Below are 13,871 nucleotides of genomic sequence, written 5' to 3'. Positions count from 1 at the left end.
TGACGGACTCTTGCCGGTCCGCTGCGTTGTGGTTCGGCTTAGGCGGCTCTTGCGCTGCTCGCAACCTGCTTCAGGCCGAAATCGTAGTTGAGATGGAAATAGTCGCTGTCCACCATGCGACCATCCGGCGCACGCCCGGCCGGGTGGCGGACGAACTCGCGGATCAGGCTGTCCTTGACGCCGAACACCACATCGCTGTCGAGATATTTGTCGCCGGCGACGAACACATGGGTCACGAGCTGCTCGAAGCCGGGCGCCGAGATCATGAAATGCACATGCGCCGGACGCCAGGGATGGCGGCCCTGCACCTCCAGCATCTCGCCGACCGGGCCGTCATGCGGGATCGGATAGGCGGCCGGCTTGATCGACCAGAAATGGAAGCGGCCATTGGCGTCGGTGTGGAAGCGCGCGCGCATCGCGAGATCGCCGATCTGGTCGAGCTGCTGCACGTCGTAATAGCCGTCATCGTCGGAATGCCAGACGTCGACGACGGCGCCCGCCAGCGGACGTCCGTCGACGGTCGAGACCGAGCCGGTGACCAGCATGGGATCGCCTTCCATGGGACCGGAGATGTCGGCGCCGATGTCCTTCTCCGGCGCGGCCTGGACGAAGAACGGGCCGAGCACCGTGGTCTCGGTCGCACCTTCCGGCACCGGGTGGTTGATCGCGTCGACCAGCATGGAGACGCCGAGCGTGTCCGACAGCAGGATGAACTCCTGGCGCTTGTCGTCGCACATGTGGCCGGTGCGGGTCAGGAAGTCGATGCCGTATTCCCATTCCTTCTGGGTCGGGCGGACCTCGCGGACGAAGGCGTGAAGGTGGCGCACCAGCGCCTCGCTGACCTGCTTGATGCGCGGATCGGTTGCGCCTGCGATCCGCTCCAGCACCGCCTCCGTGATCGTGGTCTCGTTGAAGTTACGCATGGATGTCTCCGTTGATCAGAGCTTCGGTTCGCCGAGGCCGGACAGCCGCTCGAGATGCTTGACGGTCGCGATGAAGTCGGCCTCGCCGTCGCCTTGCGCCACCAGCGAGCCATAGGTCTCGCGCACTTGGGCAGCGAGCTGCAGCGGCACGCCGACGGCGTGGCCGGCGCCGAGAATGAGATCGAGGTCCTTGGCCATCTGCTTGCAGGAGAAGGTCGATTCGAAATCCCGCGTTCGAAGCGGCGCGGTCTTGTACTTCACCATCGGCGAGGCCACCGCGCTGTCGTCGAGCACCTTCAGGATGTCCTGCCAGGCGATGCCGCCCTTGCGCGCCAGCGCCAGGCTCTCCGCCATCATCGCGGCCGACACCGCGATCATCAGGTTGACCGCGAGCTTGGCGTAACGGGCCTCCTCGGCGGGCCCGAGATAGGTCCGGGCGCGGGTGAAGGCGGCGAACAACGGTTTTGCGTTGTCGAAGGCGTCCTTCGGACCCGAGACGAAGCAGGTCAGCGCGCCGGTGTGGACGATGCTGGCGTTGCCGGAGACCGGCGCGCGCAGATAGAGAACGCCGCGCGCCTGCGCGCTGGCCGCAACTTCGGTGGAGGCCTCGACACTCACGGTGCTGGTCTCGATCAGAACGGCTCCGGGGGCCATCGCGGCGATGACGCCGGCGGGGCCGAGCAACGCGCCGCGCAAGGCCGTGTCATCCGGCAGCGACGTGATGACCGCTTCCTTGCCGCTCACGGCGTCGTCCGGTGAGGCTGCAATCGAAATGCCCTGTGCTCGCGCCTCGTTGGTCCGTGCCGCGCTCCGATCGAACGCGGTGACGGCATAGCCGGCCTTGGCGACAAGCACCGACATCGGCAGGCCCATCTTGCCGATTCCGATAAAGGCTACATTCCTTGAAGCGTCAGTCATTGTTGTTGTCCATTGGCGCCTTCAGGCGGCGCGTCCCTGTCGTTCGATATCCTGCACCAGCCGCCGGCCCGATTGCGCCAGCAGCTCCTTCTTCGCCTCCAGCCCCTCGACCAGCAGCCGGCCGCTCCGCTTCTTCCACGCGCCGCCGATCATGACGGACTCGATGTTGGCGAGGCTCGTCTGCATCACGACGGTCGCGACGGGATCGTGCACCGGGACGAGATTGAGATCGGATGCGTTGATGATGACGAGGTCGGCGAGCTTGCCCGGCGTCAGCGAGCCGATCTGGCTCTCCCGGCCGAGCATGCGCGCGCCTTCCATCGTGATCCAGCGCAGCGCCTCGCGCACGGGGATGGTGGTGGTCGCAGGAATGGTGCCGCTGCCCCGGCGCGACTCCGCATTGTCGAGTGCCCGCTGCATCGAGAGCGCGACGCGCGCGGCGGAGAAGAGATCGCCGGCCAGCACGGATTCCAGATCAATGCCGATCGTCGGCCGGACGCCGCGCTTCAGCAGCCGTCCCGTGATCGGGAAGCCGTGGCCCTGGATCATCTCGTTCTCTGGCGTGACCGAGAACGACACGCCGAGATCGACCATCCGGTCGAGGAGATCGTCGGGCAGATCGTTGCCGTGGACGATATTGACGCCGGCGCCGACGAGGCCGGCCGCGATCAGCTTCTCCCAGCCATCAGGCGTCTTGGCCGGACCGCCGCCCTGGTGCATCGAAGCGATCAGCTTCAGCTCCCGCGCCAGGCGGAAGTCGTGCATGGCGACGTCGAGCGTCGAATAATGCGGACCCAGAATGGCGAGCCCGAGCGTGACGAGACCGTCGCGGTCGGCGAGGGGGCCGGCGAGCAGCCGCTCGACCTCGCGGCGCGGATGCGGCACTTCCGAGAAATGCGGCTCGCCGGGCTTCGGCTCCGGCTTGGGCGAGCCGTGGAAGAACGCGGCGCGGATGCCACTCTCGATCAGGCCGCGCACGGCGGCATCGGTGTGATCGGGCGTCGGATTGTTGTGGCACCAGTCGACCAGCGTGGTGGTGCCGCAATTGATCTGGTTCAGCGCGCCGACCAGCGTGGCGATGTAGATGTCGTCGGGCCGGAACACGGTCGCGAGCCCGGCGTGCATGCGCCGGAAATATTCGAGCAGCGTCCAGTTCGCGGCATAGCCGCGTAAGCCCGTCTGCCAGGTGTGCATATGCGCGTTGACAAGGCCGGGGATGACGATGCGCCCCTTGCCGTCGACGATTTCGGTCTCGGCCGCGCCGCTGCCGAGGTCGATCGACGGCCGCACGTCAACGATGCGGCTGCCTTCGACCAGCACGTCGCCGGTGCGGAGGTCGCCGATCGCATCATCCATGCTGATGATGGTGGCGGATCTGATCAGCGTGCGCCGCATCGCTTCAAGCCACAGCTTTGGTGGTAACAGGCGGCTCGCCGGCCCAGGCGCGCGCGATCAAGTCGCGGATGGCGCCCCGCTCGAGCGGCCGCGGATTCCAGTAGGCGTTGGTGACGGCGAGATCGGCCGCCTTATCGATGCCGCTCTCGGGCATGCCGACATCGCGTAGCGCCAGTTTTGCACCCAGCCGCTTTGCGAGCTCGTAGAGTCCCTGCGACGCATCGGCCGCGCCGATCGCGCGCGCGACGCGCGCCATCGCCTCGGGCACGGCGGGGGCGTTGTAGGCCAGCGCATGCGGCAGCACGATGGTGTGCGTCTCGGCGTGCGGCAGATCGAAGGTGCCGCCGAGCGTGTGGCAGAGCTTGTGATGCAGCGCCATGCCGACCGTGCCGAGGCAGACGCCGCACAGCCAAGCGCCATAGAGCGCCTCGGTGCGGGCCTCGCGATCGTCGCTTCTGGCGGCAACGGCGGGCAGGGCACGCGCGAGCGCGCGAATGCCTTCTTCCGCCATCAACGAGGTGACGGGATTGGTGTCGCGCGCGTAAAGCGCTTCGACCGCATGCGCGATCGCGTTGATGCCTGACGTCGCAGCCAGGCTCGCCGGCAGCGTCAAGGTGAGATCGACGTCGTAGATCACGGTCTCCGGCAGCACGGCCGCATCGCGCACCGTGGTCTTCAGGCCGTTCTCGGTCTGGCCGACGATCGGCGTCATCTCCGAGCCGGCATAGGTGGTGGGGATGCAGAGCTGGTTGACGCCGGTGCGCAAGGCGAGCGCCTTGCCGAGGCCCGTTGTGGATCCGCCGCCGAGCGAGACCACGCAATCGGCATCGCACGCCTTCATCGCCGCGAGCGCCCGCTCGGTAACGTCGACCGGCGTATGCATGGTGGCGCCCGGAAAGATGCCGGCATAGAGCGGGCCGAGCGCTGTCCCTAAGCTCTTGCCCTGCGCCTCCTGCTGCGGCGTCGTCAGCACCAGTGCGCGCTTGCCGCCGAGCCGCTCCACCTCGGCCTTGGCATTAGCCAACGTTCCGCTGCCGAACACGACGCGGCAGGGCAGGTTTTCGAAGGTGAACGAACCGATCATGCGCCGGTCTCTTTGATGGGATAATCGACCTGAAAGCGGCCGATCCGCAAGTCGCCAAGCGCCTCGCGCACGCGCATGTGCTCCGGGTGGGTGGCGTAGGCCGCAAGCGCGGCCTGGTCGGTGAATTCGGAGAACAGCACGACGTCGCAGGCGTAATCGACAGCGCTGACGTCGAGGCCGACTTCGATATGGGTGAGGCCGTCGATCCGGCCGCGCAGGCCCTCGAACAGGGTCTTGACCTTGGCCCGGGCGGCGGACCGCTCCTCGGGGGTCTCCCCGCGCAGCCGCCACATCACGATGTGCCTGATCCGGCCCGACATTTCCCAGTTTCCTCGCCTGTCATCTTGCTTGTGTTGGACCCATTTTGGCTTGCGGGATACGGAAATAAAGGCCAATATTTGTAAGTCTCTTTTCCTAAAAGTGGAAAAATGGATCGCCTGCTCCAACTTGAGGTGTTCGCCAAGACGGCCGAGCTCGGCAGCCTGTCCAAAGCCGCCGAGGCCTTGCGCATGTCGAACGCGGCCGCGAGCCGCCATCTCAGCGCGCTCGAGGAGCGCCTCGCCGTTCGCCTGATCGAGCGCAACACGCGCCGCCTGTGGCTGACGGAGGCGGGGCAGGAGTTGCTGGAGCGGTCCAGCCGGGTGCTGAGCGAACTGGCGGAAGCCGAGGACATCGTCAGCGATCGCGCGCTGTCGCCGCAGGGCATGCTGCGGGTCACGAGCTCGCTGTCCTTTGCGGTGATCTATCTGGCGCCGATGCTGCCGGCCTTCCGCGCGCGCTATCCGAAGCTCAACATGCAGATCACCACCGCCAACCGCTATCCTGACTTCATCGAGGCGGGCATCGACGTGGCGATCCGCACGCGCGAGCAGGAGCCGGATTCGAACATCATCGTCCGCCGCATCGGCCAGATGCGTCGCGTGCTGGCAGCCGCGCCCTCCTATCTCGCAAGCGCAGGCGAGCTGGAACAGCCCGCCGATCTCGCGCGCCACAACATGCTCGTCTACAACCTTGCGAACGATCCCTATTCGCTGCGCCTGCGCAAAGGCAATGGCGCGCAGACGGTGCGCATCACGCCGACGCTCGACAGCAATGACGGCCAGGTCATCCGCGGCGCGGCGCTGGCGGGTCTCGGCATCCTCATCCAGCCGCTCTACATCGTCCAGAGCGATATCGCGGCGGGCCGTCTCGTCCCGGTCCTGCTGGATTGGGAGCTGCCTCTGCTCACCATGAACATCGCCTACCAGAACCGTGCCGGGCTGCCGGCCAAGATCAGGGCCTTTTCCGACTTCCTCGTCACCCACATCCGCGAGCATTCGCAGCCGGGGATATGGATGGACGCGGCGAAGTAAGTGACAGACATTGAAATCCCGACTGTTTCCGAGAAGGCATATCCATTGAAATCCAGGACATCCGGGACGGCGTGGCGGCATGCCAATATCGGCCGCCTGCTCAACAACGCGGTGCGACGTTTCGAAGGCCGCGTGCTCGAATTGATGAGCGAGCGGGGGCATGACGAGACGCGCATCGCCCATGTCAGTCTCACCCGCAATCTCGACGTGGAGGGGACGCGGCTCACGGAGCTCGCCCGCCGCGCGTCGATGAGCAAGCAGGCGATGGGCGAGCTGGTCGATCAATGCGCCGAGCTCGGATTGGTGGACCGCATCGCCGATCCGACCGACCGGCGCGCGCGCATCGTCATGTTCACGCCGGCCGGACGCAAATGGCTCGATGCGTTCCGCGATGCCGTCGACATCGCCGAGCAGGAGATGCGCGCCGAGCTCGGCAAGGCGACGATGGAGGCGATCTTGAAGGGACTGGCGGTCTATGGCGCGCAGTTCGACACGCTCGACGACGCCGAATAGTCAGGCTACTTGACGATATCGTCAGGCAACCTTACCATGCAAGATAATGCTGGTAGGGAGAAGCGCCTTGGAAACACGTCTGACGGCCGCCGTGCTCATCGTAGGCGGGGGCCCATGCGGGCTGATGCTGGCCAACGAACTCGGCCGCCGCGGCGTGTCCGCGATCCTGGTCGATGAAAAGCCGGGCACGGCGTTCAATCCGCAAGCCAATGCGACGCAGGCGCGCTCGATGGAGCATTATCGGCGGCTGGGTTTTGCCGACGAGATCAGGCGCGAAGGCCTGCCGGCCGATTATCCGACCGACGTCGCGTATTTCACCCGCTACACCGGCTATGAACTGGCGCGGTTTGCATTGCCGTCGTCCTCGCGCGCGAGCGAACTCGTCAAGGGCCTGTCCGGCTCCTGGAGTGCCGCGGAGCTGCCGCATCGCGTCTCGCAGAAATACGTCGAGGCGGTGCTGCGCCGGCACGCCGAACGGCTTCCCGGAATAAAGCTCAACTACGGTCATCGTCTCATCGGCTACACCGAGAGCGATGACGGCATCGTCGCCGACATCGAATGTCTCGACGATAACAGCCGCTTTCAGGTTCAGGCAGATTTCCTGGTCGGCGCGGACGGGCCGCGCTCGCAGGTCCGGCAATCGCTCGGCATCGTCTATGGCGGCGAGACCGGGACGCAGCGCGACTTCATGGGGGGCCGCATGCTGGCGGTCTATGTCCGTTCGCCGGAGTTCTACGCCAGCATCCCGCATGCCAAAGCGTGGATGTATAATTGCTTCAACGGCGACCGCCGCGCCTTCATGGCCTCCGTGAACGGGCGCGACGAATTCGCGTTTCACACCCAGCTCCGGCCGGGCGAAGACGAGAGCTCGATCACGGTCAACGAGGCCAAGGCGGCGTTCCAGCGCGCCTGCGGCGCGCCGATCGCATGCGAGGTGTTGTCGTTCCTGACCTGGACCGCCGGCCACGCGCTGGTCGCGAATGCGATGCAGCGGGGCAGGGTGTTCCTTGGCGGCGATGCGGCGCATCTGTTCACGCCGACTGGAGGCCTCGGCTACAACACCGCGATCGAGGATGCGGTCAATCTCGGCTGGAAGCTCGCAAGCGTCGTCAAGGGCGTGAGCCCGGCCGCGCTGCTCGACAGCTACGAGGTCGAGCGGCGTCCGGTGGCGCTTCGCAACACCGACTATGCGCGCCGCTTCGCCGACTCCCTCGGCCTGTTCGCGCCCGCGCCGGAGATCGAGGACGCCACTGACGCCGGCGGCGAGGCGCGGCGGATCGCGGGCGTCTATCTCGAGCAGCACGCCCGCGCCGAGTTCAACATCCCCGGCATCACCTTCGGCGGACGTTACGACGGTTCGCCGATCATCGTCTCCGACGGCAGCCAGCCGCCGCCGGACGCCGCGAATGTCTACGTTCCGAGCGCCTGTCCCGGCGGCCGCGCACCGCATGCGTGGCTGGACGACGGCGTGTCCTTGTACGACCTGTTCGGTTTCGAGTGGACGCTGCTCCAGTTCGGCGACGTCACGTCCGGCCATGCTCCGCTCGGTGAGACGGCCCGCGCGCTCGGCGTCGACGTAAAGCTCGTCACGCTGCCGAAGTCCCTGCGCGATCTCTACGAGGCGGACCTCGCTCTGATCCGTCCGGACCAGATCGTGGCCTGGCGCGGCAGCGCATCGCAGGCCGGGACGATCGGACGCGTTCTTGCCCGCGCGCTCGGGCACGGCGCGGGCGATGGCGCGCGGCTGGCAAGCTGATCTGTTCCCGCGGCCACATCCAACCCGTGGCCGCACGGCAATAACAACAAACGCAATAACAACAAGCAACGACAACGGAGGAGGAAACCGTGACCACAGGAGCATTCGAGGACTACGACGAACATGCCGCCACCGCTGCCGCTACCGCGCAGACGGCGAGCGGCCGCAGGCGCATTCTGATCGCCGGCACCATCGGCACGGCGATCGAATGGTACGACTTCTTCATCTACGGACTGATCGCGCCGCTGGTGTTCGATCAGTTGTTCTTCCCGAAATTCGATCAGCTCACGGCGACCATCGCTGTCTTCGCGACGTTCGCCGTCGGATTTCTGGCGCGTCCGCTCGGCGGCATCGTGTTCGGACATTTCGGCGATCGCCTGGGCCGCAAATCCGTCCTGCTGTGCACGCTGCTGATGATGGGACTTGCGACCATGTCGATCGGACTGTTGCCGACCTACGCCAGCGCGGGCGTGGCCGCGACGATCGCGCTCGTCGTGCTGCGCTTCCTCCAGGGCTTTGCGCTCGGCGGGGAATCGACCGCGGCGATCCTCATGGCAATCGAGACGGCGCCCGGCAACCGGCGCGGCTTCTCTGCCGCGGTGATCCAGGCCGCGGGACCCGTCGGCGTCGTGCTGGCCTCGTTCGCGGCGCTGGCGATCTCGCGGCTGCCGGAGGCGGATCTGCTGTCCTGGGGCTGGCGCGTTCCGTTCCTGATCAGCGCGGTGCTGGTCGCGCTCGGCGTCTACATGCGCTTGCGCATCGAGGAGAGCGCGACCTTCCGCGAGGCGAGGCCGGCTGAAACCGTGCCTGTCGTCGAGGCGGTGAAGGGACATTGGCGGCCGATCCTCATCGTGTTCTTCGCCGAGATGGCGCAGACGTCCTACTTCTACCTGACGGCCATCTTCACCATCTCGTTTGCGACGCGCCAGCTCGGCGTTCCGAAGGACGTGATCACGCGGGCCGTGCTGTTCGCCAATCTCGTCGGGCTCGTGGCCATGCCCCTGATCGGGGCCTGGTCCGACCGGATCGGACGCAAACGCCTGTTCCTTGCCGGCGTCGCGCTCGCAACCATCTCGATGTTTGCATTCTACGGTGCGATCGCGAGCCGTGACACGCTGCTGGTGACCTGTGCGGTGATATTGGCTGCAGGCGTAATCCATCCCCTGATGTTCGGCACCGAAGGGAGCTATTTCCCGGAGCTGTTTCCGACCCGCATCCGCTTCACCGGCGTGTCGATCGGAAAGCAGCTCGGCACGGTGCTCGGCGGCGGCATCGCGCCGCTCGTCGCCACCAGCCTGTTCGCGCAGACGAGCTCCACCTACGCGATCACAGGATACTACGTCGCGCTCGCGCTGGCAGCGATGATCGCGCTCGGCTTCGCGCACGAAACCAGCAAATCGCGGCTGCTCGGCTGAGCCCAGCCACAAACATCAGGGAGGTTCTCATGGACGTCAATCTTCTCATCAGCGGGCGGGATCAGGCCGCTTCGACCGGCAAGGTATTCGAGCGGCGCAATCCGCTCTCGCAGGAGGTCGCGAGCCGCGCGGCCGCCGCGACGGTTTCCGACGCCGACGCGGCGGTGGCGGCGGCGTCCGCCGCGCTCGCCGCGTGGTCGGCACTCGGCCCGAACGCGCGGCGCGCCCTGCTCTTGAAGGCCGCCGATGCGCTCGAGGCCAAGCGCGATGCCTTCATCCGGATCATGATGGCCGAGATCGGCACCACCGAAGTCTGGTCGGCCTTCAACGTCAAGCTCGCAACCGGCATGCTGCGCGAGGCGGCGTCGCTGACCACGCAGGTCGCGGGCGAGGTGATCCCGTCCGACAAGCCGGGATGTCTGGCGATGGCCGTCCGCCAGCCGGCCGGCGTGTGCCTCGGCATCGCGCCCTGGAACGCTCCGATCATTCTCGGCGTTCGCGCCGTGGCGACGCCGCTCGCCTGCGGCAACACGGTGGTGCTCAAGGCCTCCGAGATCTGTCCGGGAACGCACCGGCTGATCGGGGAGGTGTTCAGGGACGCGGGATTTCCGCCCGGCGTCGTGAACGTATTGACCAATGCGCCGGCCGATGCGCCGGCGGTGGTGGAACGTCTCATTGCCAATCCGGCGGTGCGGCGGATCAATTTCACCGGCTCGACTCGCGTCGGCCGCGTCATCGCCGAGCTCGCCGGCCGCCACCTCAAGCCGGTGCTGCTCGAGCTCGGCGGCAAGGCGCCACTGGTCGTGCTCGACGATGCCGACCTCGATGCCGCGGTCGCCGCCGTGGCGTTCGGGGCCTTCATCAACCAGGGCCAGGTCTGCATGTCGACCGAGCGCGTGATCGTGGATGAGAGCGTGGCCGATCAGTTCGTCGCTAAGCTTGCCAAGAAGGCCGGTGCGCTTCCGGCCGGCGACCCGCGCTCCGGGCCGGTGGTGATCGGTTCGATGATCGACGAGGCGCCGGCCAGGCATGTCGTTGCGCTGATCGATGACGCGATCGGCAGGGGCGCCGTCAAGCTTGCGGGTGGAGAGCGGGCCGGAACGGTCGTGCCCGCGACCGTGCTCGACCGCGTCGTCCCGGGCATGCGCATCTACAGCGAGGAGAGTTTTGGTCCCGTCGTGTCGGTGATCCGCGCGCGCGGCGTGGATGATGCGGTCCGCCTCGCCAACGATACCGAGTACGGTCTTTCGGCCGCCGTGTTCGGCCGCGACGTCGCGCGGGCGCTGACGGTGGCCCAGCGCATCGAAAGCGGCATTTGCCACGTCAACGGACCGACCGTGCACGACGAGGCGCAGATGCCGTTTGGCGGTGTGAAGGGATCGGGCTACGGCCGTTTCGGCGGTCAGGCCGGGATCGCCGAATTCACCGATCTGCGCTGGATCACGATCGAGACCCAGCCTCAGCACTATCCCTTCTGATCGCGTCACCACACGGCGAAGCATGCCGGGAAATCAACCCATGAACTCAAAAGTCCTGACGGTCCGGGAAGCAACCCTCGGCGTGCTTCGTTCCTTCGGTGTCGATCGTGTGTTCGGCAATCCGGGCTCGACCGAGCTCGCCTTTCTCGGCGACTGGCCCGACGACATCGATTACGTGCTCGGCCTGCAGGAAGGCTGCGTCGTCGGCATGGCCGACGGCTATGCGCAGGCGACCGGGCGTCCGGCCTTCGTCAACCTGCACTCGGCGGCCGGGCTCGGCCACGCCCTCGGCAATCTCTTCACCGCGTTCCGCAACAAGACGCCGATGGTCGTCACGGCGGGCCAGCAGGCGCGCAGCCTGCTGCGGATGCGGCCTTATCTCTTCGCGGAGGATGCCGAGCAGTTTCCGAGGCCCTATGTGAAGTGGAGTTCGGAACCTGCGCGGGCGGAAGATGTGCCCGCGGCCATTGCGCAGGCCTTCCTCACCGCCATGCAGCATCCGCGCGGCCCGACATTCGTGTCGGTGCCGTCGGATGATTGGGCGCGGGCGGCCGTCGCGCCGCCGGTGCGCCACATCGCAACGGAGTTTGCGCCCGATCCGGCGGCGATCGTCCGGCTCGGCGCAGCCATCGCAGCGGCCAGCAAGCCTGCCTTTGTCGTCGGACCCGAGATCGATCGCAACGGCTGCGTCGATGCCATGGTCGCGGTCGCCGAACAGGCGAGGGCGGCGGTTTGGGCAAGCCCGATGTCGAGCCGTTCGAGCTTTCCGGAATTGCATCCGCAATTCGCAGGCTTCCTTCCGGCAGCGCCCGGAGGGCTCGCGCGCGCCTTGCGCGGCGTCGATCTGATCGTCGTGGTCGGGGCGCCGGTGTTCACCTTCCACGTCGAAGGACAATGCGAATTGCTCGACGACGGAACGCCGGTCTGGCAGATCACCGACGATCCGGCCGAGGCCGCGGCCGCGGCGGTCGGTGACACCATCATCAGCACGCTCCCGAAGGCGCTCGTCGCGCTTCGTTCGGCGCTGCCCGACATCGCCAAGCGCGAGGGGCCGGCCGCGCGGACCCGGCCTGCGGCTCCCGCCGCGCAAAATCCGATTCCTCCGGCCTATGCGCTGAGCCGGCTGTCGGCGCTGATGCCGCGCGATGCGATCGTGGTCGAGGAGGCGCCGTCGCATCGTCCCGCCATCCAGCAGTTCCTGCCGCGGCCGGGCGCGGACAGCTTCTCACCATGGCAAGCGGCGGGCTCGGCTACAGCCTGCCGGCCTCCATTGGCGTGGCGCTGGCGCGGCCGGGCCGTCGCATCGTCGCACTGATCGGCGATGGATCGGCGATGTACTGCATCCAGGCGATCTGGACTGCGGCGCAGCGTCGCCTGCCGATCACTTTCGTGATCATGAACAATTCCGGCTATGGCGCGATGCGGGCCTTCAGCCAGCTGATGCAGGCGCATCGTCCGCCTGGAATCGACCTGCCCGGGCTCGACTTCGTTGCGCTCGCCAGGGGGCACGGTTGCCCGGGCCGCCGCATAACCGACGTCGCCGATCTCGACCGCTGTCTCGCCGAAGCATTGGCCTCGGGCGGCCCCGCGCTGGTCGACATCGCCGTCGACGACGCCACGACGGACCTGTTCAACCATCCGCGCTAGATTTGTTCGGCGATGAAACCCCCTTTGGCGTCGGCGCGCGCCGGGTCCTTCAGCATCGGCGTCCTGCGAACCTTAAGAGCTTGTGGAGCTGCGGATCGCTTCGCCGGCACCGATCACCTGCGATCGCAGGCGACGGTCGGCGGAACGCGCGACCAGACAATACAGGACCAGCGCGAGGAGCGACGACGCTGCCATGACCGCCGTCATCGAGAGCGCAGTCCGTCCGTCGAAGCGAACCGCCACCAGCCCGCTCGATATGGCGCCGGCGATCAGTTGAATGCTCCCGGCAGCCGCGCTGACGGCGCCGGCGATCTCCGGGAGGTGCTGCATCGTCGCGCTCATCACGTTCGGCACGCTGAGCCCGAAGCCGAGTGCCACCGCCATCAGCAGCGCGACGACAAGCTCCGTGGGCATCCAGCCGGTCAGTGTCATCCCGAGCAGCACGACGCTCGCCGCCGCCGACAGCGCCAGCCCGATTGCGAGCATGTGGCTTGAGGATATCCCGCGCCGGCCGAGCTGCCCGTCGAGCAAGGCACCGCCCATCACGGATGCCGAGCAGGCGCTGAAGATCAGGCCGTATTGCTCGGGCGAGAGCCCGACGGCGCCGACGAAGAACAGCGAGGCGCCGGTGACGTAGGCAAACACCGTCGCGCCGCCCGCGGCGCCGACCAGGATGTAGGCAACCGAGACCGGATGCGTCAGTACCCGGCGATAGCTGTCGATCACGGCGGACGGCACCAGGCGCCCGGACGGCGCGATCGCCGCCGTTTCGGCGAAGCGAAACATCACCACCACCAGCAGCATGAAACCTATCGCGGCCTGGGTTGCATAGATCGACCGCCAGCCGGCAGCCGCCAGCAGCGCCGCGCCGGCCGTCGGCGCGATCACGGTCGCGACGTTGACTGCGACCATGATGTTGCCGATCTTGCTTCGCGCGGCGTCGCCGTCGAAGAGATCGCGGATGATGGCAAAGGTCGTGGCGGTTGCGGCGGCGCCGATGCCTTGAACGAAACGGCCGAGCAGCAGAACCGGCAGCGAGGAGGCAAACGCACAACTGACGCTGGCGGCGACGAACAGCGCGAGGCCGAAGCCCAGAACAGGCTTGCGGCCAAGGCGGTCCGAGACGGGTCCGTAGATCAGCGGCGCGGTGGCGAGGCTGAGCATGAAGGCGCTCATCGTCAACCCGACATCCGACGCGCTCAAGCCCAGGGTGGCGCCGGTGGCGGCCAGGGCCGGCAGGTTGATGTCGATGCCGGAATACGGCACGGCCGCAAGAAGGCCGAGCAGCAGCGTGAATGCAAAGGTGTCTGGTTCGATTCGCATGGGCAAGCATCCGGTGACATGTGACGAACTTCTACGGAGCGACGGAGCGCGGTCGCTCCGCCCTCCA

At 67.0% G+C, this 13,871-nt stretch carries 11 protein-coding genes and 1 pseudogene; 6 read left to right on the top strand and 6 right to left on the bottom strand.

Annotation, left to right across the window (positions count from 1 at the left end):
• Window positions 1-38: 38 nt before the first annotated feature.
• The 5 genes from AB5K84_RS33765 to AB5K84_RS33745 are packed head-to-tail and all read right to left on the bottom strand — an operon-like array spanning window position 39 to window position 4,640.
• On the bottom strand, window positions 39-923 hold the full coding sequence (locus tag AB5K84_RS33765) for an intradiol ring-cleavage dioxygenase (protein ID WP_011085464.1): 885 nt from the start codon (window positions 921-923) through the stop codon (window positions 39-41).
• 15 nt (window positions 924-938) lie between these two features.
• Entirely contained in the window at window positions 939-1,841 is a 903-nt protein-coding gene (locus AB5K84_RS33760; RefSeq protein ID WP_011085465.1) for an NAD(P)-dependent oxidoreductase, read from the bottom strand.
• A 21-nt stretch (window positions 1,842-1,862) separates the two neighbouring features.
• Window positions 1,863-3,236: an amidohydrolase family protein gene (locus AB5K84_RS33755; RefSeq protein ID WP_011085466.1), complete on the bottom strand. Its 1,374-nt coding sequence runs from the start codon at window positions 3,234-3,236 to the stop codon at window positions 1,863-1,865.
• A gap of 4 nt (window positions 3,237-3,240) precedes the next feature.
• Entirely contained in the window at window positions 3,241-4,320 is a 1,080-nt protein-coding gene (locus AB5K84_RS33750; RefSeq protein ID WP_011085467.1) for a maleylacetate reductase, read from the bottom strand.
• Window positions 4,317-4,640 (bottom strand): Dabb family protein, encoded by a 324-nt coding sequence (locus tag AB5K84_RS33745; RefSeq protein ID WP_011085468.1) that lies wholly within the window; start codon window positions 4,638-4,640, stop codon window positions 4,317-4,319. The genes AB5K84_RS33750 and AB5K84_RS33745 overlap by 4 nt, the downstream gene beginning before the upstream one ends.
• Window positions 4,641-4,748: 108 nt before the next feature.
• Between AB5K84_RS33745 and AB5K84_RS33740 the strand changes: the two genes are divergently transcribed.
• The 6 genes and pseudogenes from AB5K84_RS33740 to mdlC all read left to right on the top strand — a co-directional run bounded on the left by AB5K84_RS33740 (window position 4,749) and on the right by mdlC (window position 12,481).
• Window positions 4,749-5,672 (top strand): LysR family transcriptional regulator, encoded by a 924-nt coding sequence (locus AB5K84_RS33740; protein ID WP_011085469.1) that lies wholly within the window; start codon window positions 4,749-4,751, stop codon window positions 5,670-5,672.
• Between the two features lie 45 nt (window positions 5,673-5,717).
• Window positions 5,718-6,185, top strand: a complete 468-nt coding sequence (locus AB5K84_RS33735) for a MarR family winged helix-turn-helix transcriptional regulator (RefSeq protein WP_028175557.1) — start codon at window positions 5,718-5,720, stop codon at window positions 6,183-6,185.
• Between the two features lie 46 nt (window positions 6,186-6,231).
• Complete coding sequence (locus AB5K84_RS33730) at window positions 6,232-7,941, top strand: FAD-dependent oxidoreductase (protein WP_011085471.1); 1,710 nt, start codon at window positions 6,232-6,234, stop codon at window positions 7,939-7,941.
• A gap of 89 nt (window positions 7,942-8,030) precedes the next feature.
• Window positions 8,031-9,356: an MFS transporter gene (locus AB5K84_RS33725; RefSeq protein ID WP_011085472.1), complete on the top strand. Its 1,326-nt coding sequence runs from the start codon at window positions 8,031-8,033 to the stop codon at window positions 9,354-9,356.
• Window positions 9,357-9,385: 29 nt separating this feature from the next.
• Window positions 9,386-10,834 carry an aldehyde dehydrogenase gene (locus AB5K84_RS33720; RefSeq protein WP_011085473.1) on the top strand — a complete coding sequence of 483 codons (1,449 nt, stop codon included), beginning with the start codon at window positions 9,386-9,388 and terminating at the stop codon, window positions 10,832-10,834.
• A gap of 22 nt (window positions 10,835-10,856) precedes the next feature.
• Window positions 10,857-12,481: pseudogene (mdlC, locus tag AB5K84_RS33715) on the top strand (benzoylformate decarboxylase).
• Window positions 12,482-12,553: 72 nt separating this feature from the next.
• Here the strand turns inward: mdlC and AB5K84_RS33710 are convergent.
• Window positions 12,554-13,804 carry a multidrug effflux MFS transporter gene (locus AB5K84_RS33710; protein WP_038965865.1) on the bottom strand — a complete coding sequence of 417 codons (1,251 nt, stop codon included), beginning with the start codon at window positions 13,802-13,804 and terminating at the stop codon, window positions 12,554-12,556.
• Window positions 13,805-13,871: the final 67 nt, after the last annotated feature.

This window comes from Bradyrhizobium sp. 1200_D9_N1_1 (assembly GCF_052075915.1).
GTDB classification, from domain to species: domain Bacteria; phylum Pseudomonadota; class Alphaproteobacteria; order Rhizobiales; family Xanthobacteraceae; genus Bradyrhizobium; species Bradyrhizobium diazoefficiens.
Note: the sequence above shows the minus strand (reverse complement) of the source record. Positions and strands in the feature narration are given on the sequence as shown.

What these genes read in the sequence shown, in the direction of transcription:
- AB5K84_RS33765 (WP_011085464.1), bottom strand. Translation starts at nt 923, where the DNA reads ATGCGTAACTTCAACGAGACCACGATCACGGAGGCGGTGCTGGAGCGG.
- AB5K84_RS33760 (WP_011085465.1), bottom strand. Translation starts at nt 1,841, where the DNA reads ATGACTGACGCTTCAAGGAATGTAGCCTTTATCGGAATCGGCAAGATG.
- AB5K84_RS33755 (WP_011085466.1), bottom strand. Translation starts at nt 3,236, where the DNA reads ATGCGGCGCACGCTGATCAGATCCGCCACCATCATCAGCATGGATGAT.
- AB5K84_RS33750 (WP_011085467.1), bottom strand. Translation starts at nt 4,320, where the DNA reads ATGATCGGTTCGTTCACCTTCGAAAACCTGCCCTGCCGCGTCGTGTTC.
- AB5K84_RS33745 (WP_011085468.1), bottom strand. Translation starts at nt 4,640, where the DNA reads ATGTCGGGCCGGATCAGGCACATCGTGATGTGGCGGCTGCGCGGGGAG.
- AB5K84_RS33740 (WP_011085469.1), top strand. Translation starts at nt 4,749, where the DNA reads ATGGATCGCCTGCTCCAACTTGAGGTGTTCGCCAAGACGGCCGAGCTC.
- AB5K84_RS33730 (WP_011085471.1), top strand. Translation starts at nt 6,232, where the DNA reads ATGCTGGTAGGGAGAAGCGCCTTGGAAACACGTCTGACGGCCGCCGTG.
- AB5K84_RS33720 (WP_011085473.1), top strand. Translation starts at nt 9,386, where the DNA reads ATGGACGTCAATCTTCTCATCAGCGGGCGGGATCAGGCCGCTTCGACC.
- AB5K84_RS33710 (WP_038965865.1), bottom strand. Translation starts at nt 13,804, where the DNA reads ATGCGAATCGAACCAGACACCTTTGCATTCACGCTGCTGCTCGGCCTT.